17 protein-coding genes are annotated in these 22,806 nt (G+C 58.1%); 9 read left to right on the top strand and 8 right to left on the bottom strand.

Annotated elements, in window-relative coordinates; genetic code table 11:
* Positions 1-50: 50 nt before the first annotated feature.
* From BLW69_RS16225 to BLW69_RS16215, 3 genes are read left to right on the top strand one after another with little or no spacing between them, the layout of a single operon-like run.
* Positions 51-851, top strand: coding sequence for a helix-turn-helix transcriptional regulator (locus tag BLW69_RS16225; protein ID WP_092663385.1), 801 nt, complete (start codon positions 51-53; stop codon positions 849-851).
* Positions 848-2,998: a GumC family protein gene (locus BLW69_RS16220; protein ID WP_092663383.1), complete on the top strand. Its 2,151-nt coding sequence runs from the start codon at positions 848-850 to the stop codon at positions 2,996-2,998. Before BLW69_RS16225 ends, BLW69_RS16220 begins: the two co-directional genes overlap by 4 nt.
* Positions 2,999-3,000: 2 nt before the next feature.
* Positions 3,001-4,269 carry a polysaccharide biosynthesis/export family protein gene (locus tag BLW69_RS16215; RefSeq protein ID WP_092663381.1) on the top strand — a complete coding sequence of 423 codons (1,269 nt, stop codon included), beginning with the start codon at positions 3,001-3,003 and terminating at the stop codon, positions 4,267-4,269.
* A 39-nt stretch (positions 4,270-4,308) separates the two neighbouring features.
* Here BLW69_RS16215 and BLW69_RS16210 read toward each other — a convergent pair whose 3' ends face one another.
* The 4 genes from BLW69_RS16210 to BLW69_RS22835 all read right to left on the bottom strand — a co-directional run bounded on the left by BLW69_RS16210 (position 4,309) and on the right by BLW69_RS22835 (position 9,606).
* The gene (locus BLW69_RS16210) at positions 4,309-6,759 is read right to left on the bottom strand and encodes a glycosyl hydrolase family 28-related protein (RefSeq protein WP_244508855.1); all 2,451 of its coding nucleotides are present in this window, start codon (positions 6,757-6,759) and stop codon (positions 4,309-4,311) included.
* Between the two features lie 32 nt (positions 6,760-6,791).
* Entirely contained in the window at positions 6,792-7,790 is a 999-nt protein-coding gene (locus BLW69_RS16205; RefSeq protein ID WP_092663379.1) for a GDP-L-fucose synthase family protein, read from the bottom strand.
* Positions 7,777-8,847, bottom strand: coding sequence for a GDP-mannose 4,6-dehydratase (gene gmd / locus BLW69_RS16200; protein ID WP_092663377.1), 1,071 nt, complete (start codon positions 8,845-8,847; stop codon positions 7,777-7,779). The genes BLW69_RS16205 and gmd overlap by 14 nt, the downstream gene beginning before the upstream one ends.
* 600 nt (positions 8,848-9,447) lie before the next feature.
* Positions 9,448-9,606, bottom strand: a complete 159-nt coding sequence (locus tag BLW69_RS22835) for a hypothetical protein (protein WP_175487277.1) — start codon at positions 9,604-9,606, stop codon at positions 9,448-9,450.
* Positions 9,607-10,166: 560 nt separating this feature from the next.
* Between BLW69_RS22835 and BLW69_RS16190 the strand changes: the two genes are divergently transcribed.
* Complete coding sequence (locus tag BLW69_RS16190; protein WP_162237955.1) at positions 10,167-10,601, top strand: RbsD/FucU family protein; 435 nt, start codon at positions 10,167-10,169, stop codon at positions 10,599-10,601.
* An 866-nt stretch (positions 10,602-11,467) separates the two neighbouring features.
* Here BLW69_RS16190 and BLW69_RS16180 read toward each other — a convergent pair.
* The 4 genes from BLW69_RS16180 to BLW69_RS16165 all read right to left on the bottom strand — a co-directional run bounded on the left by BLW69_RS16180 (position 11,468) and on the right by BLW69_RS16165 (position 16,560).
* The gene (locus tag BLW69_RS16180; protein WP_062578350.1) at positions 11,468-12,418 is read right to left on the bottom strand and encodes a sugar-binding transcriptional regulator; all 951 of its coding nucleotides are present in this window, start codon (positions 12,416-12,418) and stop codon (positions 11,468-11,470) included.
* A 108-nt stretch (positions 12,419-12,526) separates the two neighbouring features.
* The gene (locus tag BLW69_RS16175; protein ID WP_092663371.1) at positions 12,527-13,459 is read right to left on the bottom strand and encodes a sugar phosphate isomerase/epimerase family protein; all 933 of its coding nucleotides are present in this window, start codon (positions 13,457-13,459) and stop codon (positions 12,527-12,529) included.
* A gap of 15 nt (positions 13,460-13,474) precedes the next feature.
* Positions 13,475-14,992, bottom strand: a complete 1,518-nt coding sequence (locus BLW69_RS16170; protein ID WP_092663369.1) for a glycerol-3-phosphate dehydrogenase — start codon at positions 14,990-14,992, stop codon at positions 13,475-13,477.
* Positions 14,989-16,560 (bottom strand): FGGY-family carbohydrate kinase, encoded by a 1,572-nt coding sequence (locus BLW69_RS16165; protein ID WP_092663367.1) that lies wholly within the window; start codon positions 16,558-16,560, stop codon positions 14,989-14,991. The genes BLW69_RS16170 and BLW69_RS16165 overlap by 4 nt, the downstream gene beginning before the upstream one ends.
* Before the next feature lie 773 nt (positions 16,561-17,333).
* Here BLW69_RS16165 and BLW69_RS16160 point away from each other — a divergent pair.
* The 5 genes from BLW69_RS16160 to BLW69_RS16140 all read left to right on the top strand — a co-directional run bounded on the left by BLW69_RS16160 (position 17,334) and on the right by BLW69_RS16140 (position 22,773).
* Positions 17,334-18,005 (top strand): DUF2291 family protein, encoded by a 672-nt coding sequence (locus BLW69_RS16160; RefSeq protein WP_092663365.1) that lies wholly within the window; start codon positions 17,334-17,336, stop codon positions 18,003-18,005.
* Positions 18,002-19,540: a sugar ABC transporter ATP-binding protein gene (locus BLW69_RS16155; protein ID WP_092663363.1), complete on the top strand. Its 1,539-nt coding sequence runs from the start codon at positions 18,002-18,004 to the stop codon at positions 19,538-19,540. The genes BLW69_RS16160 and BLW69_RS16155 overlap by 4 nt, the downstream gene beginning before the upstream one ends.
* 83 nt (positions 19,541-19,623) lie before the next feature.
* Positions 19,624-20,619 (top strand): ABC transporter permease, encoded by a 996-nt coding sequence (locus BLW69_RS16150; RefSeq protein WP_244473986.1) that lies wholly within the window; start codon positions 19,624-19,626, stop codon positions 20,617-20,619.
* A 95-nt stretch (positions 20,620-20,714) separates the two neighbouring features.
* On the top strand, positions 20,715-21,659 hold the full coding sequence (locus BLW69_RS16145; RefSeq protein ID WP_062578338.1) for a D-ribose ABC transporter substrate-binding protein: 945 nt from the start codon (positions 20,715-20,717) through the stop codon (positions 21,657-21,659).
* A gap of 247 nt (positions 21,660-21,906) precedes the next feature.
* A complete protein-coding gene (locus BLW69_RS16140; protein WP_092663361.1) occupies positions 21,907-22,773 on the top strand; it encodes a DeoR/GlpR family DNA-binding transcription regulator in 867 nt (288 codons plus the stop codon).
* Positions 22,774-22,806 lie beyond the last annotated feature (33 nt).

Below are 22,806 nucleotides of genomic sequence, written 5' to 3'. Positions count from 1 at the left end.
CCGTTGACGACAATCCATTCAGTCTAACCGATTTTTGGAGCGCTTATGAAATGAGTGTTGATGTAGTCCGGTTGCAGCTCGCGACCCAAGTAACTCCGCCGCAGAACAGCCTATCCTTGATCGCGGCCGTCAATAATACCCAATATTCCCCTCCCCAGGACGAAGCGGGCTACGTCGCGCTGATCGACAAGCGCATGCTCGAAAGGGAGTGTCTGGCGCATAGCCTGGAATATCACAGGATAGGCCGGAAGGTTTTGACATTCTCCGATCTTGGCGAGTGGATAACAGCAAGCCGCTCAATCGGTGTACCATCTGCCGTCCTTTTCAATGCTGGCAATGCAGCTAGTGCGCCGCGACAGCTTGTCGAAGAAATCGCCGAGCTTGTCAAAGCCATGGCACCGGCAGCAGTGGTCATCCTGTCCGACAACCAGGAGATCAACGTCGTTCTTGAGATCATGGCACTTGGCGTGAGGGGATATATCCCAAGTAGCGTGTCCATCAATGTTTGCATTCATGCTATCAGCCTTGCCATAGCAGGTGGGCGGTTCATTCCTGCCAGCAGCCTCCGCGGGGTTCGAGATCTATTCGGCATCTCGGCTCAGCAATCCATGCCCGCATTCGCGTTCACGGATCGACAATTGGCTGTGGCTGAAGCCTTGCGGTGCGGCAAGGGGAACAGGGTCATCGCCGTCGAACTACAACTTAGCGAGAGCACAATCAAAGTTCACATCCGTAACGTCATGAAGAAGCTCGGTGCGACGAATAGGACGGAAGTAGCTTGCAAAATCGGCTCTATGGGATTCACAGATAAAGCGCCAGACGTAACACCAAATTTCTGGCGGGAAGCATGATCACGAACACGAAACCGTCCGCCCATTCGCAAGAGGGTCTCTCCCGTCTTGTTAGCCTAATCTGGCAGCACCGTTTCCTCTTCACCGCTTGCCTCCTCTTCACCGGGCTCGTTGCCGCAATCGGATACATGCGTGCACCTAAGCGGTATCACTCGGAGGCTGTTGTCGCGCTTGATGTTCGTAAACTTCAAGCTCTGCCTAGTGAATCAGTGATGTCTCCTCTCCCTCAGGAGAGCCCCGTGCTACGTACTGAAATCGACATTATTGGATCCCGGTCAATGGCCGAGCGCGTTTATGCGAACCTCGGGCTCGGACAGCCAGCCGCTGACAAGAGCAGCAAGAACGACCGGTTCGTGACCGCGTCCAACGTAGATAGCTACGTAAAAGCGATTGAGGAAATTCTCGCAAATGTTCGAGTTATGAACGATGGTCGCTCCTACACGATCTACATTTCTTACACGGCGAAAGATCCCGTCTTTGCAGCTACCGTCGCAAACGCTTTCGCCAATGCATATATCGACTACCAGATCGACCTTCAGACAACGGCGACGCGGCGAGTCAGCGACTGGCTTGGCGAACGACTTGGCAGCCTTCAAAAAAAGCTTGAGCTTTCCGAGCAGAGCGCAGCAGCTTTTCGCCAAAAGGAGGGGCTCGTCAGCATGGGCGGTACAAATCTCCAGGCACAACAGTTGTCCGGACTTAATACCGAACTAACCTCCCTCCAGGCTCGACTTGCCGAAGCCAGAGCGCGTCTGGCAACGGCCACCGAAGTTTTGCAGACGGGTGAGGGCGTAGGCCTTACCGAGGTTCTTTCCTCGCCCACCATTCAGTTGCTACGGGCAGAAGAGGCCCGCGTGATCCGCAGCATCGCTGACCTTGACCAGAGCGGCGCACGGATGAACCCGCAACGCCCGCAGCTTGGGTACCAGCTTGCGTCGCTGAAGAGCCAGATCCGTCAGGAAGTTATGGAGATTGTGGCAAGCCTCCGCAACGAAATTGATATCAACCAGAAGCAGCAAAGCGAGGTCTATCAAAATCTCCAAGACGTCCAGCGTGCCATGTCGACCGCCAGTATGGCAACAGTCCATGCTGGCCAACTTGAGCGCGAGGCCAATGCCAATCGCTCGATATACGAGACCTACCTTGCCCGCTACAAGCAGATGATTGAGCAGGATGGCATCGCGACGGCAGAGGCGAGAATTATTACGCGAGCCACGCCGCGCACGAAGCCGACAAACCCCGACAAATTTCTGTGGGTTTTGAGCGCTTTGCTGGCCGGTACGACATTCGGGGTGGGGGCGGTGTGGCTGAGGGGGGTCAGCAGCCGATCGGTTGGGTCAATCACGGCACTTCAGCAGAAAACAGGCCTTGTCGTCTTTGGCCGTGTTCCGCGGATGCGGGCCGGCGGGATCTCTGTAGGACCCGGAATGTTTAGCGGAAAGGACAGCGATTTTCATTGCGCGGTCGCTGAGATCCGGACCTCCATTCAACTGGTCCAGGCAAAACGGCAAGGCAAGAGCCAGGTCGTTGCGCTTACTTCTTCGACCTCGGGAGAGGGCAAGACCTTCATCGTCACAAACCTCGCGCGCTCGCTGGCATGCGGCGGTTTTAAGGTGCTTGTCATCGACGCCAACCTCCGAAATCCTTCCATCAGCGATGCATTCGGAATATCAAGCACCTATCATCTGTCGCGCGCAATCAGAGGAAAAATCGCGTTTGACGACCTCATCCACCGTGACCCACTGTCTTCAGTCGATGTCATCGTGTCCGAACGACAGGCAACGCCGCCTGATTTCATTCTCGGCGCCACGAGCTTCACGGCTCTAATTCTGGAAATGCGGACGCGCTACGACCTTGTGCTCGTTGATTGCCCGTCCTGCACTTTCGAATTGGACCTCGCGCGGATCGCCGGCATGGTGGATGCCGTTGCGTTTGTCGTGAATCCGGAGCGCACCGATAGCTTGGTTCTCAAGACTGCCGCCGATTACCTGCGCGCAAACGGCGACCAAGTGCTGGGGATGGTTCTGAACGGAGTCCGGCGTCGAGATTACAAACGGGGCGAAAGGGCAAGTCCCTTAATTCAAGACCCGACCGACAGCCGGCAGATGAAGCCTAGACCTCGTCCAGCTCTGTTGGCTGGAGAATAGAGATGCGCGTTGTTTTGCGTTCCCGGTTTTCTATGACGAAAGTATTCGTGCGCACCGTCATTCTACTGTGGGCCGTACTATCCCATGGTGCTTCCTCGTCTCACGCGGCATCCACGTACCGCGTCGTCGCCGGTGATGTCCTAATGATCTGGGTCTATGGAGACGCCGGCCTTACCGGTACTTTTCCCGTCGGCGCAGACGGCATGATCGGATATCCTATCCTCGGTAATGTGGAGGTGGCCACTAAGACTACGGTCGAGATCGGAGAGGCTATTGGTATGGCGCTTGCCGAGCATGTGCCGAACCTGTCCGTCGCGGTGACCGTCAAAGAATATGCGCCGGTGTTTATTGTGGGCGAGATCCAGAAGCCGGGAAAGTACGAGTTCCGTCCCGGAATGATCACGCTGGAGCTTTTCGCGCTCGGCGGCGGCCTTAGGGACATCGCTACACGGACAGATATGTCGGGCGTGCAACTGATCGCCGCTCAGCAGGAATATGAGGATATGGCGCTACAACTAGTTGGAATGGAGATCAAGCAGGCTAGGTTGGAGGCGGAACTGAACGATGCCCCCTTCGATGAGAAGGCTGCAAGCAATTCCGGCCGCGATCCTTCAGTCGTACAGCAGATGTTAAACGTGGAGGCAGGCATCTACAATCTGCGTCTGGCAGCCCTAAAAAGTGAACGCGATAATCTGCAGACACAAAGTAGAAACTATGCAGAGGAGATTGAAACGTTGACGAAAACGGGTGCAATGCGCAACCAACAGTTCGAGCTGCTTCGTCAGGATGTCGACGCAGCGCAGGAACTTTTTACCAAAGGCGCCTCAACGCAATCAGCCGTACGGGACAGAAAGCGCGACCTTTTGGCGATGAACCAGCAGCTTCTCGAGTTCGGATCATTTTTATCCAGGGCTCAACAGAACAAGAATGAGGTAGAGAGGCGCATTCAAGAGCTTTCGAGCAAACGTCACAACAACGCCGCAGTGGAACTCCGGGACATCCGGCTGGACATGCTGCGACTCAAGAGGAGAATGGCTTTCAGCGGGCAGACCATGGCCGAGATTGGCCTTGCAGCCAAGCGCGTGAGTGCTATGGAAAATATGGTCGAGACCGAATTCACGCTCGTTCGCCTAGTCGATGGGCAATATCAGGAGAGCTCGATTAACGAGCACGCGGCGCTTCAATCAGGCGACGTCGTTCGCGTTCGCCTTGTCGCTTACCGGCCCGCCGAGCGTGCCGTTAAATCGCCAAGACCTGAAGAGCAGCGCTAATCCTAGAATACAGTACGACGCCCCGAGTTTCTGTTGCCACTATTTCTCGATGATGCCGGCGGACGGTCCTAAGTTGCCGGTTTCGAAACGTTTCCATGTTGATCCGATATTGACCCAGCTATTGCCAGGATGCATCGTCACAAAGCCTCGGCTGCCAATCCCTCCGGCAGAGCCACCGTCGAACCGATTATGATATAGCACGGTGCGGAGACGCTTTGAGTGTGGCCCGGGGGCCGCTTTAAACGTCCCGTCATGAGTCCACATCAGCCTATAACCATCTACGAAGCCGAAACGCACATCGACTAAGCTATTACTATCAAAAACCGTTCCGTCGAAATCCGATCCATACTGATCCCATGTATCGTACTCGATCCCGATATGGGTTATCTGCTCGAACCTGTTCTTACGATAGACATTGCCGAGCCCGCCCCAGACGGCCGGGATACCTCTCTCGGCAAACGTCGTACCCACGTAGAGGCCACTGTTGCTGTTGATCACGAGGTTGTTCGAATACTGCAGGAAATAGGGGCTCAGGCCGCTCGCGGAATCCAACGCGACCGTCATCATGCCGTGCCGCATCCGGGAGATGCGGTTGCTGTCCACGACAACATCGTAGACATTACCATAGAGAAGCACTCCGGTCGTATCTGAATCGTGCAGGCTATAGCTTGATCGGCCTTCGAAACGATTGTCATAAATAGCCGCATTAGACGCCACCGCTGCGAGGGCAAGCCGGCTCGTTTTATCGGGGATCACTGTCCAAGGCTCTTCCAGAAGTACAGTGGTGCCCGAATGGGATAGGATATGCCGATGCTGTCCGGCGCCGCGCCCGCCGACGATTACCAAATCCCGGCCGCCGGGAACGTCCTCTGGCATCTCCGCCAGTGACCGGAAGGTGACTTTCCCGGACTGTGCGCTGATGATATCGGTCTGCAACAACCGACTACCATAAATTTCGAAGCAGATCTGCTCGCCTTTGTTGCAATCTACCTTCTTGCAATCGCGCGGGCCTGCATTTTGAGAAATGTTACCAGCCCAATAGAGGTTCCGCATGCTGCCCCGATGTGTCTGGGCAACAAAGAAGCGGCCAATGCCGTTCCCATCTTCTAAGCTTTCGTCCGCGTTGGTCAGTGTGTTGTCCGTCATCGAAAAGTCCCGACCGCCCCAGAGAGACGCAACGGATTCACCGTCGCCTGTCATCCTGAAGCGGTTTCCGGCCAAAAAGACCTGTCGGCTATTTCCATAGAACGAGCCGTCTTCGATTAGTTCGGACGACAGGATCGAAAGACCTTCTACGTCCTGCGCATCGAGCGCGGCAGCTCCCCAGGCGTCAATCTTCACATGATCCAGGCGAATATTGCGTGCTGACCCCATAAAAAGAAGTGGGGCCTGACGAATGTTGCGCCCTGCACTCAGCGTCAGATGCTGGAACTGTAAATTGCGTCCGTCGCTCGCGACCATGCTCGTCGAGAGCGGTGTTCGAAGCCGGATCTCGGTCTTATCCATACCTGCGCCGCGCCAGGTCAAATTATCGGGTGCGACGAGCGTTTTCGAGACAAGATAAGTCCCTTTCGAGAAGACTACCGTAGCCGGCGCAACCGCCGCAGCTGCTTTCAAAGCGAGAACGATCGCTTCTGTATCATCAGTCTTGCCGTCTGCAGCCGCGCCGAAGTTTTCGACATCAACGATGGTTTCGGCCTGCATCGCCCACGGTGATCGCGCCATGATGTCGAGCTCCAAAGGGCCACTCCAGCCAAACCTGCCTCCGTGGCCGTTGTGTAGCCAGACCTCGTAGCCGCCCGAAGGTAGATCCGGAATGTCGATATCTACTTTGAAGGGATTGACTGAGATAGGCTTGAGGTACCTACCCACTTTGCCGACCGGCTTCAGATAGACATGGCTGGTCTCGGTCCCATTCGAGGTGGCGAGATTTCGCCCGTAAATCGATATGCGCTCGCCGGGGGCGCCGGCGTTGGGCCCGACCCACCACGCCTCCGTCTGGTTGATCGCAAGCATAGCACCGCGATCCTCGCCACGCTTCGGCCAAAGAAGGTACATCGACCAAGCAGGAATGCTCTCTGGAAGTAGTAGTGTAGCCGCCGTCGCATCCGCCGACAGTGGCCTAACCTCTGTAGTCGTGCCGCTTGATGCAGATGGCGGCTGGGAAAAGAGCTCAAAGGTCGTTACCCCGTCGAGATCCACCCCTGTCATGGACACGACCTCCCCATGATCCGCAGTTCGAGCCACCTTAGAAATAGCTGGAGCGCCTTCGTCGACCGCGAAAACGTGAGGATCGAAGAGATCAACGCCTTCGGGCAGGGAAGGCTCGGGAACAGGCACTTTAAGCTCAAAGGACAGCGTTTCCCCCTTAGGTGGCGGATTATACATACCTCCCCTCTGGCTTGAGAGCTGCCTCGCGTCTTGGTACATCGATGGAATGGCGAGCAGGGCAACAGCGAGCAGCAGACGCCGATCGAAAGTAAACTTCATCTCGCCCTCTTCTAAGCTCTTAGGCGGCACTTCTAAGTTGCGGGCAGCTCCACAATAACCCTCTCGGCCGCGTCCTGGGCTGAACTCTGCCACCGACGATAGAGATCCTCTATCCCGCTCCGTAGGTCCACTTTCGGCTTCCAGCCCATAGCTGAAAGGCGAGAACTGTTAAGCAGCTTCCTTGGAGCACCGTCCGGCATTTCCTGGTTGAATACGATACTGCCTTTATATCCGACAATGTCCGCGACAAGGTGAGCCAGTTCGCAGATGGAAAGCTCCTGCCCCGATCCAATGTTGATGATTGGCAAGTGGGCATGGTTTTTAACAAGAAAGACACAGGCATCCGCAAGGTCATCAGCATGCAGAAATTCCCGCAATGGCGTACCGCTACCCCACAACGTAACGTTTGGAGCGCGGGTTGTCTTTGCGAGATGCAGTCTGCGAATCATTCCCGGTATTACATGGGAAAGCTCGGGGTCGAAATTGTCGTTCTGCCCGTAGACATTCGTCGGCATGATGCAGATGGAGGGGATGCCATGCTGCTGGGCGTAGGCCTCCGCCAGTTTGAGAGAGGCAATCTTGGCGATAGCATAGGCTTCATTCGTCGGCTCCAGCGGACCAGTCAGGAGAGCTCGTTCATCGATCGGCTGCGGTGCATGCTTGGGGTAAATGCAGCTAGATCCCATCCAGAGCAGGCGCTCGACAGCGTTAGCGGCTGCCGCCTTCATCACATTCATAGAAATCATAGTATTGACGTAGAGGAAATCGGCAGGGTAGGCCACATTCGCCCCGATCCCCCCGACCTTTGCAGCCGCCATCAGTATGACATGTGGACGAGCATACTCGATCCAACGCTCAGTCTCCGATTGGCGAGTCAGATCGACCTCGCGCCGGCTGACGGTGAGCACCGCGCAGCCCTCCTCAGTCAGCCGTCGAACCAGCGCAGATCCCACCAAGCCATTGTGGCCGGCAACCCAGACACGCTTTCCTTCGAGACGGAACGTCGTGTTGGTTTGATCAAGCAAAGACATCGTTGCGGCCCTTCTGTCGGCTCATGAGCAGCAGGTCAGAGTGGACCATGTCCGTAACGAGCTCCTCGAACGACGTCGTGTGATGCCAGTCCAGTTGACGGCGGGCCTTGCTTGGATCGCCAAGGAGAAAATCGACCTCCGTCGGTCGGAAATAGATCGGATCGATCCCGATGATGACCCTTCCGCTTTTCGCGTCGATCCCAACTTCGTCCGCCCCTTTCCCCTCCCATTCAATCCTGCGGTCGACCGCGCCGAATGCGCGTTCAACGAATTCGCGAACCGTGTGGGCCTCTCCGGTTGCCAGAACGTAATCCTCGGGTTTTTCCTGCTGGACGATTCGCCACATGCCGTCTACGTAATCGCGGGCGTGTCCCCAGTCCCGCCTGACGTCCAAGTTTCCGAGGAACAGTTTTTCGGAAAGACCGTGCTCAATGGAAGCGACAGCGCGGGTAATTTTTCTCGTGACGAAAGTCTCTCCGCGCAAAGGGCTCTCGTGATTGAAGAGAATGCCGTTGGAAGCATGGAAGCCGTAGGCTTCGCGATAATTGACGGTCATCCAGTATGCATAGAGCTTGGCCGCTGCGTAAGGGCTCCGGGGATAGAATGGCGTCTTCTCGTGTTGCGCGGCATTGCCCATGCCGCCAAACAGTTCCGACGTCGATGCCTGATAGAAACGGCATTCCTTACCCAGTCCGAGTATACGGACGGCCTCAAGGACCCGGAGTGTGCCTAGCGCGTCGGAATTCGCGGTATATTCCGGTGTCTCGAAGCTGACCTGCACATGGCTCTGTGCCCCGAGATTGTAGATCTCGTGCGGGCAGACTTCCTGGATGACCCTGCAAAGATTGGTCGCGTCGGTCAAATCGCCGAAATGAAGATGGAACCTCGTGTCCGGCCGGCGCGGGTCGCCGTAGAGGTGATTGATCCGACCCGTATTGAACGATGAGGATCGCCGCTTTAGCCCGTGAACGATATAACCCTTGGACAACAGCAACTCACTAAGATAGGCACCATCCTGTCCCGTCACGCCGATGATCAACGCAATTCTACCTGTCATGTACACGTCCTCGGATATCGGTTGGCGGCTCATCCGCTCAGTTCGAGATCGATTATAGGGATGCTGTGCCATGCGACATCCTGCCCAAAGTGTTATGGCGCGATCCCAATGCTCCACCGTTAGTCGTAGGGTATGCGGGAGCGGGCGTTTTCGGAGACCCCTGTTTCCGCTCCTTGTCGGCATCCATCATCGCGGCGAAGCGACCACATTCGGGTTTCCACGGATTGTCGGTAATTTCGTTCCGCGCAGCAAGCTTCCGATGAGATGGGTGTGGAAGCTGACACGAGAAAGCTAGACAAGATCGAGGAATGAGACCCGACGAAGCGTATCATGAGCCCTAAGCTGCATTTGCGTACGTGGACCAAGCATGTGGCGCGTATCGCGTAGACGGTAGCCAACAACCGATATGGTTTCGATCAAGCCGTTTCATGCTTTTGATGTGACGGCAGCTTTCACCTATACCGGTCAGGAAGGAGATCGCCCGCTCCCAGCCCGATTGCAGGTGCAATATTGTGATGAATGTCAGCGGTCGCTTCCTGGAAGAGAACATCAACTCTTTGCAGGCTGTTCCAATTCAAAAATTTACAAGTCTCCGTGCGTTCAGGCCCCCGCAACCAACAAAACGTGTAAATTCGAGCACTTCAAATATTTGCTCTGGAGCTCCTCGCCATAACGGTCGAGGAGTTTTTTGCGTTTTTTCCGCTTATCAATCTCGGCAGCCACAAGCCGCGCCATGAGAACGTTGCCAGCGGTCGCCATTAAATGTTGCTCCATAACATCGAGGACCGCCCTTCAAAGCCAATGATGTTGGCAATTGAACTATGCACCTGCAGGGATGATGGCTTATCGCCGGGTGTTCGCAAATTACCACCGTCTGGATCAGGACGCGAATGGCAACCTCGACATTGGGGATTGGACTGCTACTTCAGTCCGGCGATTTATTACAGATAATCGTCCGCCAGCACGTCGATGCAGGCGAGCCGAGACCACCTTCTAACGCGTGCTTCGAGTTCATCGTGCTGAGCGTCTAGGATGGCAAGGCGCGGCCGGCGCTCTGTGTGTTTGGCGTGAAAGGCGGTCAATCGAATGGACTGAACCCTCGTCGTTTTGGCAATGTCGGAGATACGGAAAGCGCTCCGGCCAACGCTCCCAGCATCCTGTTTCGGTCCCTGGCTGACGTTCGCAAAAGACGCCATATCTGTAGACGAGAGGTGGATTTCATTGCCACTGACTCGATTTTTTGCCAGTCTGTTCCCTGGATAATCTCGGCCACGACATGATCGAAGCAACTCTACAGGGATGACTGGAATAGTATGACAATGTTGAAAAATATCCCGAAGCATCTGAGTCCAGACGTTCTTTGGGCACTCGCAGCAATGGGGCATGGTGATTGTCTCGTAGTGGTGGATGCCAATTATCCAGCATATTCCCGTCATCAACGCGTCTTGCCGATTGTAGGGGTCCCTCTCGTTTCAATCATCACCGATATATTGAAGCTGATGCCGGTCGACGATTTCCTCGAAAAGCCCGTTGTGAAAATGGTCCCTGACGGCGACCTCGGCTACGGCACGTCGGTTCATGACGATGTCGCAAAAATAGTAAACGAAATAGAGCAGCGGGAGGTTGGCTTCCAGCCCGTTGAGAGGACGAGATTCTACGATGTGGCGGCTGGTGCATTTGCTGTTGTCGCGACTACGGACGATCGACCATTTGGATGTTTCATTTTCACAAAAGGCGTCATCCGATCTGTCTAATTTGCATCCAGCGGTTCAATTTACCAGCCTTTTCATGTGGTCATGCCGCCCATCGAGCGCAGGATCGAACCTGCGAGCATGACTCAGTAATGCAACGTGAAGTGGCTTCTGATCGCGATCTCGCCTAGAAATATAGAGGAAAGAGCGCTTGCCTCATCATCGGTCACGCCAGCGGTTCGCGTGTTGATGCTTTCTCCCCCAGCCAGGCTGCGGCTACGCCGACGGCCAACACGGCGCCTGTAAAATTGCCAAAGCCTAAGAGTTGCGACCGCCCAAACGAGCAGCGCGGAAGATTCGGCTGAAGCCAGCCGTTGAAGGGGAGGCGAAGATTGCAACGCCTACCGCAGCGTCGGCAAGACCCCTCCGACATATTCCGCAAAAGCAGTATGTTGGTCGGAACCACGGTCAACAATAACTGATTCCTGCCCACTGGAAATGCCGTGACGCGCAACGCCGCCGCGCACCGGATGGATACAATGCCGGTATACTTTTGGGAAACCCGCAGGCGCGCGCCGTCCGGAATAATCCAGTTCCACGATGTGGAGGTTGCACTCCTTCAACATCGGAGTTGAGAACTCGCCGGTCCAGGCCGCTCGTTGGCCCAGTGCAGAGTTCTCCGCTCCAATCTTCCCGGAGGTCTCCGCGTGCGAGGCCGTCGCCTCGCGCATGGAGTAGAAAGGCGAAATGACGAAACGCTGAATGGGGGATCACGCATCGCGTCAGCGGCTATCGGCCCTCGACAAGGGTTTCGCCTCTGCCATTGCCTTGTTCATCTTCCAACTGATGCCAATCCGCGCACGTGGCTTTGGCTGTTTTTATTCCAGTTGTTCGGCTGCAATCGTCAGATGTGCCTGTAAATCCTCTTGTCAGCTCACCAGCACGCGGGCGGTCGGTTCGTCGGTGATCAGGCCTTTGAGGCGGCGGCTGCGCAGGACGGCGCGGATCGAGGCAAGCTTTTGCAACCCGCCCGCGATTGCTACGATGCGGGTCTGTTCAGGCGTTTCGAGATCGACCGAGAGCGTGCGGGCACTGAGCGTCGTTTCGAGGACGCGGCCATCTCCATCGAAGAAGTGGCCGAGCATTTCCCCGACAGCGCCGACGGCGGCGATTTCCGTGATTTCCCGCCGTTCGATCATACCGGAGGCAACAAGCTGTGCGCTGGCGTCTGCCGTTCCGATGCCGACGAATTTGAGGCCGGCACCGTTCGACATGTCAAAGATTTCCCGCACGCCGCGCTGGGCCAGCAGGATTTCGCGATCTTCTGCAGAGTTGGCAAAAAAGGGTACTGGCATCACATAGGATTGCGACCCGGTCTTCTCCGCCAGATTATACATCACGTCATGCGGATTTGCGGCGTAATTGCGGGTGAGCCCACCAAGCAGTGATACGAAGCACACGCCGGTCGCTTCAAAGCGCGGCATTTGGCGCACCGCAGCAGCCAGTGTGCGGCCATGGCCAAGGCCGATGACTTTGTAATCGCCACCCTCGATCGTGCGGCGCAGGAAGCTGGAGCCGGCAAGGCCGAGCGCGCGAAGCGGCAGGCCGTCCTCTCCCAGATCCGGCGCCACCTCGCAGGTAGCGAGCCCATAGCGATCGCAAAGCTGAGCTTCCAGTTCGGCGCATTCGACGATGGCGCCATCGATCGAGACCTTGACGGCACCGTCGGCCACCGCGCGTGCAATGAGTCGATGCGCCTTAACAGAGGGCACGCCGAGCCGCTTTGCCACCGCAGCCTGCGTCAGTCCGCCAGCGTAATGCAGCCAGGCCGCGCGGATCGCCAGGCTTTCTTCGGGATCGCTGTCACTGCGGCGGGCCATTGCTCTTCCTTCTGCTGCTGTCTGTCGTCAGGCTGGTCAAGACAAGGATCTCCTGCAATTCGCCCTCTGCGCCGTTTCCTGCAAGAGCCGCTGTCTGATGAGATCGGATCAGATATGCAGGTCCTTGATGCCGCTCTCGATATGGGGTGCCCAAAACGCAATGCTTTCGGCGATCTGGGAAATCACCTGACGGTCGTTCGGATCGCGCTCCTTGAAGGACAGTTCTAGGCAGATCTCGTTGTTCTCCGCGCCGCCTTGCGCAAAGGCTTCGAGCAGCGGCTCGGGATGGATGCGGCCCTTGGCGTTGAATTCGGCGATGAACGGCCGGTGACCGCCCTTGTCCATCAGGCTCTGCTTGATGTGGATGATCGGCGACACTTTTGGCACGGAGCGGGCCCAGGCATAAGGGTCGAAATCGTCCGGATTGGCGGAGGTGACATCGCCGTGGTCGATATCGGCCATCATCCACATCGGGATCGCCATATTCGCTGATGTCAGCCGATCCTGAAGGTGAAGACAGCCTGCGATCGTTTCGCCGAATTCGCGCCCGACGCTCATCGGTTCCCAGAACAGGAAGGAGAGGCCGGCACCCTTGGCATGTTCCGCCACCTCGGCCCAGCAGTCGATGGCGATCTTGATCAGCTCTTCGCGACGGGCCGGATCATCGAAATCCTTATAGGTGAAGATCGCAAACTGCGTGCCGACGGAGGTGCCGCCGAGATCGGCGGTGATATCGGCAAAGGTCTTGAACCAGTCGATATAATAGCGCCGCACATCGGCATCCGGATGGCCGAAATGGTTGAGGCGGCCATAGGGTCCGGTCATGCCGCTGGTCACGCGAACGCCGGTGCGGTTAAGGGCAGTGCCCATCTCCCGCGTCAGGCGGCGGATGACGGGCGCCGGCCAGCTCGGGTTGATGAACTCATGGGTCAGCTGCAGGTCGCGGACTTTCAGGTCGCGCGCCACCGTTTCGATGAGATCGGCCGGCTCGGCAAAACGGTTCACCAGCGGGTTGGTGTTGAGGGAAAGCGTCAGCGGCATGGGCGGTCTCCGGTCTCAGGCGGCACTGGCGAGATTTGCTTCGTCAAACCAGGCGGTAAAGGCAGCCTGTTCTGCCTCAGTCAAGTGCAGGTAATGTTTCGTGCGGCGGTAGAGCACGTCCTTGGCTGTGCGTGCCCATTCGCTTTTCACGAGGTAGCGCACCTCCGCCTCGTAAAGCTGGCCACCGAAATGCCGGCCTAGATCTGCAAGACTATCTGCCGTGCCGGCAATCTGGCGCGTGCGCGTGCCGTAAAGGCGGCCGTAATGCTGCAGAAGCGCACGCGGCATCCACGGATAAAGATCACGTAAGGTATTGGCAAAACTCTCGTAGTCAGCATTGGGCATGTCGCCGCCAGGAAGCGGCGCCGTTTCCGTCCAGTTGCCCCCCATTGTGGGAAAGACCTGGGTCAGCTTCTGCATCCCGCGCTCGGCAAGCTCGCGGAACGTGGTGATCTTGCCGCCGAACACATTGAGGAGCGGCGCGCCGCCCGTTTCGTCGAGATCAAAGACATAGTCGCGCGTGACGGCCGACGGATTGCCCTTCCCATCGTCAAACAGGGGCCGCACGCCGGAAAACGTGTGCAGCACATCCTGGCGCCGGAGCTTTTCCTTGAAATACCGGTTCACGGCAGACAGGAGATACTCGATCTCCCGCTCGTCGGCACTCACCTCTTCGGCACGGCCTTCATAGGCAATATCGGTGGTGCCGATCAGAGCCTTGTCTCCCTCGTAAGGGTTGATGAAGATCACCCGCTTGTCGTGGTTCTGCACCAGATAGGCCTGCGGCCCTGCCCACCATTTGGGCACGATGATATGGCTGCCCTTGACGAGGCGCACGTTGCGCGCCGAGTTGGAGCCGGCCACCCGGCCGATAATGTCCGATACCCACGGGCCGGCGCAATTGGCAATGCAGCGGGCGCGGAATTGGCGAGTTTCGCCAGTCAGAACATTCTTCGTGGTAATGGACCAGGCGCTGTCTTCGCGCCGTGCGGTGACGGCGGCTGTGCGGGTCAGAACCTCGCAGCCCTTTTCTGCGGCATCCACTGCGTTCAGTACGACCAGGCGCGCATCGTCCACCCAGCAGTCGGAGTATTCAAACCCCTTGGTGTAGTCGTCGAGGATCGGTGCGCCTTCGGGATCGCGGGTGAGATCCAGCGTACGGGTACCCGGCAGTTTCTTGCGGCCGCCGAGGTGATCGTAGAGAAAGAGGCCGAGCCGTACCAGCCAGGCGGGGCGATCCTGCGGGCTATGCGGCAGAACGAACCGCATCGGCCAGATGATGTGCGGGGCGGCCTTCAGCAGCACCTCGCGTTCGATCAGCGCCTCGCGCACCAGACGGAATTCGTAGTATTCGAGATAACGCAAACCGCCATGCACCAGCTTGCCGGAGCGGGAGGACGTGCCTTCGGCCAGATCGTCCTTCTCGCACAAGACCACTTTGAGGCCGCGGCCGGCAGCGTCGCGCGCCATCCCGGCGCCATTGATGCCACCGCCAATCACGAACAGATCGATCATCTGTGTTTGCGTGCTCATGTCTTTTTCCTCTGAAGTGTCGCATCGCGGGCCGCCGCCAGCTTCGTCCAGGCGGGAACAAGCGCGTGACGCGCGGATTGGAAAGCGGGAAACAGCCGCTCATAGGTGGCGGCAAGTTCTGCGTTCGGGGTCTCCGGTGCAGCAAGCAGCGGCGTCACCCATTCGCCAACGCAGGCGTTCATGTCGGGATAGGCGCCGATGGCAACGGCTGCCATCATTGCGGCACCCGCAGCGCCTGCCTCTTCACGATCGGAGACGCGGACCGGCGCATTGATCGCAGCTGAGAGAACCGCGCGCAGACCGCGCGAGCGCGCCGCGCCGCCGCTGAGGCGTAGTTCCGAGGGAAGGCCGCCCATCGCCGCATAACAATCGCGCATCGCCATACCGAGACCTTCAACCACGGCGCGCACCAGATCCGGGTAACGATGACTGGCCGAAAGGCCGATGAAACCGGCACGGGCCTGCGCGTTAACGAAAGGCCCACGCTCGCCAGCTTCGGAAATATAGGGATGGTAGGCGATCTGGCCGGGAGTGGATTTTTCAAGCCAGCCCTCGATACGGCCCATCAGGTCGCGTGGTGTGATCTCCTGTCGCATCTCGCGCAGCAGGTCTGTGCCAAGGCTTAAGACCCAGTCGAGATTGAGGGTGGCGGCCATATTGGTTTGGGCCTGCACGACCGTATTCGGTACGGGGAGCGCCATGACATATCCGGTGCCTTCGGCGTTCAGATGTACGCCAGCGATATTGGTTGCCCGCATGTGGACGCCGGTCGAGCCGACGATGGAGCAGGCGGTATCGCCGGTACCACCATAAACGCCGGCACCCAGCGCCGTCATCACCATGTCCACGTAACCGAGGCAGACGGGCGTGCCCTCCAGCAAACCCGTCTGTTTTGCCGCCGTCGCTGTCAGCGGATTGAGGGTCTGCGTGCCCTCGATGATTTCAGGCAGCAGATGGCGGCGGTGGCCAAGACCCAGCGCGTCAAAAACCTGGTCTTCATAACCGCGCGTGCGGAAATTCCCGAAGGTGAAATTTGCTTCCGACGGATCGGTGGCGCGCACGTCTGTGAAGTTGAGATAAAGCCAGTCCTTGCAATGGAGGGCAACGTCGGCAGAATCGAGAAGTTCTGGAAAAAACCGGTCCATATGCGCCATTTGCGCACCCTGCTGGCAGGTGTTTAGCCCTGTACCCGTCAGTTCAAATCGAGCCCGGTTGTCAGACTTTGCGGCAAGCACATCAACGGTCGGGGCCGCGCGGGCGTCAAGCCACAGCCAGGCATCGCCAACGGGCCGGTTATCGCGGTCGACAAGCCATGTACCGTCGCCCTGAGCCGTCACCGCAACCGCTGCCGTCCGACGGGCAAGATCCGTGACCCGCTCTCCAAGACCGCGTAGCGCCCGCGTGCAATCGGACCAGGTTCTGTCGAGCGGCTGCGTCGCGGATCCATCGGAACCGGACAGGTAGCTGTTGGGCACGCTGGAGGACGAGATCTGCCGGCCTGCCAGATCGAAGGCCACCGCCTTGATAACCGAGGTGCCGGCATCAATGCCGATGATCACATCACGCATGGCGCATACCGCGGATCGTCGCACAGACAGGGACGCACAAAGGCGCCTTGGAGATAGTCTTCATGCAGTTTCATCCTCCTCCGCGCGATACCGTTGCATCTTGTCGAAGGCATTCCTCACCCCGCGCCCCGGATCGCTTGCACGCTGATAATACATATCACAATGATAACAAGGAACATGATTTTTTTTGCAGACGCGGAAGTTTTTTTCAGCTATGTTAGAAAGCTATAGGGTTTCTTCGTTGCTTGCGTGCGGCCGGCGCTGTCTCGCTACATGCGACAGTCTTTTGCGCTGGTACGCTCGCCTCGGCCACCGGCAGACTTTAGCGCGGTCGCATCGTGGTTTGCGGATTTTTGTTTAAGTTCAAGACATTGCTGCAAGTGCGTTGTGTCGGTCCGCAAGAGTGCTTTGCCCTGCAAGAGCGTCGGGCGGCTTGCACAATCGGCGGCCGGCGCGCCTGGAAGGCCTTCGGATCTGGCGAATGTGCCGTCGATCCCGTGCAAGATCTCACCTCTGCGTGAGCGATCTCTCAAAAAGAACCTGTCTTCAACATAACATACTTGACGGCCTATATAACGTGAATATAGCGTAGCGGGATGAAGCGATCGTAGGGCCTGGAGGAGGCGCTGCGGCTATCAAGAATGGGAGGAGGCCATGCTGCTTTACGCCGCGCGCTGCAAGCGTTTGCCGCCGATCAGGAAGGCCCGGCTTCGGGCTGCCTTCCTGCTTCTTTCCATACTCTTTCAACATCGGGCGAAAGGCGAGGCCGGCTCATGAGCACCCTCCAATCTTCAGTCGCCGCATTGCGTGCGCGCAAAGCCAAGCAATCGTCGAAGCGCACGGGTGTCGTCCTTGTGGGTGCCGGCCTGCTTGTTCTGTCTGCCATCGCGCTCGACACGACGGTTGTCCATGTCGGGTCGGAAGCCGATGTTCGCCAGCAGGCGTTTTCGCCCGATACGTTCGGCACAAAGGAATTTCCGCGTGTTCAGTCGGTGGTGGTGGAAAAGGCTGCCGACGCCGTGACGATCGCGCCGGAAGTGCTTGCCGACAAGGCAGCTGCCGGCAAGAAATACGGCACCGCGTCTACGACCGGTACGGTGATGATGGTCAAATTTTCCGGTGTCGTGGGGGAAGGCAAGTCCGGCATCTATGAGGTGGCTGTCGCCGGAATGCCGGCCGATATCAAGCTGCGCATGCAGACCGGGCCCGCCATTAACGGCACAGATCTGCGCGATGCGCCGGGCGATATCGCCTTCGGGTCGTTCAAGAACCAGATCGAATACCAGGACGCCGGTTCGGCCATCAACCGTGCCATGAAGGCCTCGGTGCTCGATCCGATCGATACGTCGGCGCTGACGGGCAAGAGAGTCGACGTCGTCGGCGCCTTTCGCCTCGTCAACCCGAAAAACTGGTTGATCACGCCGGTGAAGGTGGATGTGAAATGAGCGAGCCAGAGACGAAAGGCCCCCGCCGCGGCGATGTCGTGCTGTCGGCGCGCAACATCGCCAAGTCTTATGGCAACATCCATGCTCTCAAGGGCGTGAATTTCGATATCCGTTATGGCCAGGTCACCACGCTGTTCGGCGAAAATGGTGCCGGCAAGTCGACGCTGATGAAGATCCTGTCTGGCGTCGTTCAGCCGACATCGGGTGAAATCGTGCTGGATGGCGAGGGTGTGAACTTTACCTCGTCGACCGAGGCGCGTGACCACGGCATCTCGATCATCCACCAAGAACTCAGCCTGGCACCCAATCTTTCGGTGCGCGACAACGTGTTCATGGGCCGCGAGATCCAGGGCGCCACGGGCGTAGATTTTGCCGAGGAAGAGCGTCAGGTGCGGCTTCTCCTCGAAGAGTTGGAAGAAGACATCGACCCGCTGACGCCCGTAGAAGACCTGCGTCTCGGCCAGCAGCAGATCGTGGAAATCGCCCGCGCGCTTTCAATCGACAGCCGCATCCTGATCATGGACGAGCCAACCTCGGCGCTTTCGGCGGCCGAAGTCGAGGTGCTGTTCAAGGTTATTCGGGATCTCACAGCCAAGGGCGTATCGATCGTTTATATCTCGCACCATCTCGAAGAAGCGCTGGAAATCACCGATCACGCCGTCGTGCTGCGCGATGGTACCATGACCGCTTATGCGCCGCGCGCCGAGATCGATCTGGAATGGATCGTGCGCAACATGGTGGGCGAACATCATGATCTGGGATCCCCGCCGTCAGGTTATGATTTTGGGGAAACGGCGCTTTCAGTGGTCGATCTGACGGTTGCCGATCCCAATGCCGGCTTCAACCTAGTGGACCGCTTGTCGCTCGATGTGAAGGCCGGCGAAATCGTCTGCATCTACGGGCTGATGGGGGCAGGGCGCACCGAGTTGCTGGAAACGCTGGCCGGCCGCCTCAAGCCGAAATCCGGCAGTATCTTTCTGGAGGGCGAGGAAATCTCCTCGCTCTCGATTGCCGATCGCATTGCCTGTGGTCTAGCGCTCGTGCCGGAAGACCGCCAGCGCGATGGCCTGGTGCAGACCATGAGCGTCGGTGAAAACATGTCGCTCGCATCGATCATGAATTTCACCCGCGGCCTCTTTACCAGCCGGCGGATCGAGCAGTCGCTGATTGCCGATACCATCCGTAAGGTCACCGTGAAGACGTCTGGCGGTGGCGCCCCCATCGGCTCTCTTTCGGGGGGCAACCAGCAGAAGGTGGTCATCGGCAAGATGCTGGCGACCGATCCGACCGTGCTCCTGCTCGACGAGCCATCGCGCGGCATCGATATCGGCGCCAAGGCAGAAGTGTTTAAGCTTCTGGCAGAGCGCGCGCGCACCGGTCTGGCGGTGGTATTTTCCACGTCGGAAGTCAGCGAGTGCCTGTCGGTCGCACATCGCATCATCGTCATGCACAAGGGTCGTATCTCGGCCGAGTTCGATTCGAGCGTCACCAAGGAAAAGATCATGGCTGCCTCCGGCGAGTCTGTGGCTGCCTGATGCCGTCAATTGGGGAATTCTAGACCATGAACCAAGCCATCGCACCGAAAGCCGAAACTGCCAAAGTCGACAAAGCTGGCGGCATGAGCATTGGCCAACTCCTTTTGGAGGGGCGCGCCTTCTTCGCCCTGATCCTCATCATTGCCGTGTTTTCCTACCTGTCGCCGAACTATTTCACCGTCGCCAATTTTCTCATCATGGCTTCGCATGTCGCCATTTACGGTATCCTTGCCATCGGGATGCTGCTAGTGATCCTGAACGGCGGCATTGACCTGTCGGTCGGCTCGATCCTTGCACTCTGCGGGGTCGTTGCCGGCGCCATGATGCAGGGCGTCGAGCTTTCGGCCTTCGGCGTCATCCTTTACCCGCCGGTCTGGGCGGTAGTGGTGCTGACCTGCCTGTTCGGCGCTTTTGTTGGCGCCATCAACGGCATCCTGGTCGCCTGGTTCCGCGTGCCGGCCTTCGTTGCAACGCTCGGCGTCATGTATGTTGCCCGCGGTATCGCGCTGTTGCAGACCAATGGCCTCACCTACAACAACCTGTCGGGCCGTCCCGAACTTGGCAATACCGGCTTCGACTGGCTTGGCTTCAACCGTCTGGCTGGCGTCCCCATCTCCGTCATCGTTCTGACCGTGATCGCCCTCTTGGCCGGCCTGATGCTTGCCCGCTCGGCTTTTGGCCGCTGGCTGTATGCATCTGGTGGCAACGAGCGGGCGGCAGATCTCTCCGGCGTGCCGGTCAAACGCGTCAAGATCACCGTCTATACGCTCTCCGGCATCCTGTCGGCCATTGCCGGGCTGGTGCTGTCATCACAGCTGACATCTGCTGGCCCGACAGCCGGCAGCACCTATGAACTGACGGCAATTGCCGCTGTGGTTGTCGGCGGTGCGGCTTTGACCGGTGGTCGCGGCACGGTACGCGGCACGATGCTTGGCGCTTTCGTCATCGGTTTCCTTTCCGACGGCCTGGTCATCATCGGCGTCTCGTCCTACTGGCAGACCGTTTTCACCGGCTCGGTTATCGTGCTGGCCGTCCTCATGAACACAATTCAGTACGGCTCCGGCGCACGCAAGGGCTGACGTCCAAGAACTTGTCCGCAAAGGCCTGTTGGGAGGGTACCGCGGAAAGGATGCCTGAAGAGGCGAAGACTGCAACATTCCAATGGGAGTAGAAAATGTTGAAATCCTTTCAGAAATTCATGCTTGCCGCCGTCGCGACAGGCCTCATGACGACAGCTGCCATGGCAGACGGCCTGATCTCGATCATCGTCACGGATCCGGCCAACCCCTATTGGCGCACCGAAGGTGAAGTTGCCAAGAAGACGGCGGAAGGCCTTGGCTACAAGGCGAATGTCGCCGCCCACAAGGGCGACACCAACACCGAATCGACCCTCATCGATACGGCGATCACCAACAAGTCGGCCGCCATCATCCTCGATCCAGCCAATGCCGATGGTTCGGTCGGCGCGGTGAAGAAGGCTGTTGCCGCGGGTATCCCGGTCATTCTCGTCAATGCCGAGATCAACCAGGAAGGTCTTGCCAAGGCGCAGCTCGTTTCCAACAACGCGCAAGGGGCAGCGCTTGGTGCCGAAACCTGGATCTCGATGGTCGGTGAAAAGGGCACCTATGTGGAGCTGTTCGGCAACCCCGCAGACAACAATGCCGCGACCCGCTCTAACGGCTACGAAACCGTCATTACCCAGTATCCGGACATGAAGAAGGTCGGCAGGGAAGTGGCCAACTGGGATCGCACCCAGGGCTACCAGAAGATGCAGTCCCTGCTTCAGGCCAACCCGAACATCAACGGCGTTATCGCCGGCAATGACGAAATGGCGCTGGGTGCGATTGCAGCGCTGAAGGAAGCCGGCAAGCTCGACAAGGTCAAGGTCGGCGGCTTCGACGGTTCGCCGGATGCGGTTGCCGCCATCAAGTCCGGCGAGATGCAGTATACGGTGCTCCAGCCGGTTGCCGTCTTCTCGGCCGAAGCCGTGAAGCAGGCCGATTCCTTCATCAAGACGGGCAAGACCGGCGCTGCCACCGAAAAGCAGCTCTTCGATTGCCTGCTGATCACCAAGGACAACGTCGACAAGTATACCGGCCCGTTCACGCTCTCGCAGTAAACGGATACGATCTATCCGGGGCCGCACTCGCTGCGGCCCCGACCTCCCGCGATTTCAGCTCTTCTTTGCGCGGAAGATCATTCCAACCGGTGGCGCCCCGCTGAAGACGTGCTAGATGTCGATTGCACCAGAGGCGCGTATGGCGTGCGGATGTTCCCTGTGAGCGAGCAGCGGTGCGACAGACCGGAGCCATGGAGATGTGCGTTCACCAGTTCGCGCGGTTCTCCGGGAGATGTGGGCAATAAGCATGCGCGACCAACAGGAACGTCCTCTCGAGCGCCTGATGGGCGAGGAGATTTCCAGCGATAGCCGCCAAGCCCGCCAGATCGCTCGAAGGCAGCTGGTGGCCGAGGCCGTGATGGCTGAGGGCACGATGCGCATCGAGGATCTGACCGAGCGGTTTGGCATCAGTCTGATGACCGCTCACCGCGATCTCGATGAGTTGGTGAGCCGCGGCCTGCTCCGCAAGACACGCGGCATTGTCTCAGCGGCACCGACAAGCCTCATCGAATCCAGTGACGTCTATCGATCCACGCGGCAGGCATCCGAAAAGCGCGCCATTGCTGCTGCTGCTGCCGAGTTTATCCAGCCGGGGCAGGCGATCTTCTTTGATGATTCCACGACCGTTTTGCAAATGGTGCCGCATCTTTCAGCGCGCGTGCCGCTCACGGCGATTACCAATTCCATCACGATGATCAATGCCCTGCGTGAGGTGAGCGACCTGACGCTGCTCTGTCTTGGCGGGCAGTTCCAGAACTGGTGCAATGCCTTCATGGGACCCGTGACCACCAACGAGATCCGCCGCCTGCGCCCCGATCAGGTGTTTCTCTCCGTATCCGCCATCAGTGAAGACATGCTGTTTCACCAGTCTCCGGATATGGTGGACATCAAGCGGGCCATGTTCGAATGCGCCTCGCGCCGCATCCTGCTGGTCGACCATACCAAATTCGAGCGGCGCGCGCTGCATGCCATGGGATCGCTGGATGAATTCGACGTGGTCATCGTCGACAGAGCCACGCCTCCGCGCACCATCGAGCGGCTGCGCGCGCGGGGCATCAATCTCGTAGTTGCCGCACCAAACGGCAATGCGGATGATACAAAGAGTGATTTGTAACAGTACATCTTGTGAAGTTAACAGTAGAGTGCC

It is taken from the genome of Rhizobium sp. NFR12, from assembly GCF_900108545.1.
In the GTDB taxonomy this organism is placed as follows: Bacteria; Pseudomonadota; Alphaproteobacteria; order Rhizobiales; family Rhizobiaceae; genus Neorhizobium; species Neorhizobium soli.
The sequence above is the reverse complement of the archived record's forward strand: the minus strand, read 5'-3'. Positions and strand labels throughout refer to the sequence as shown.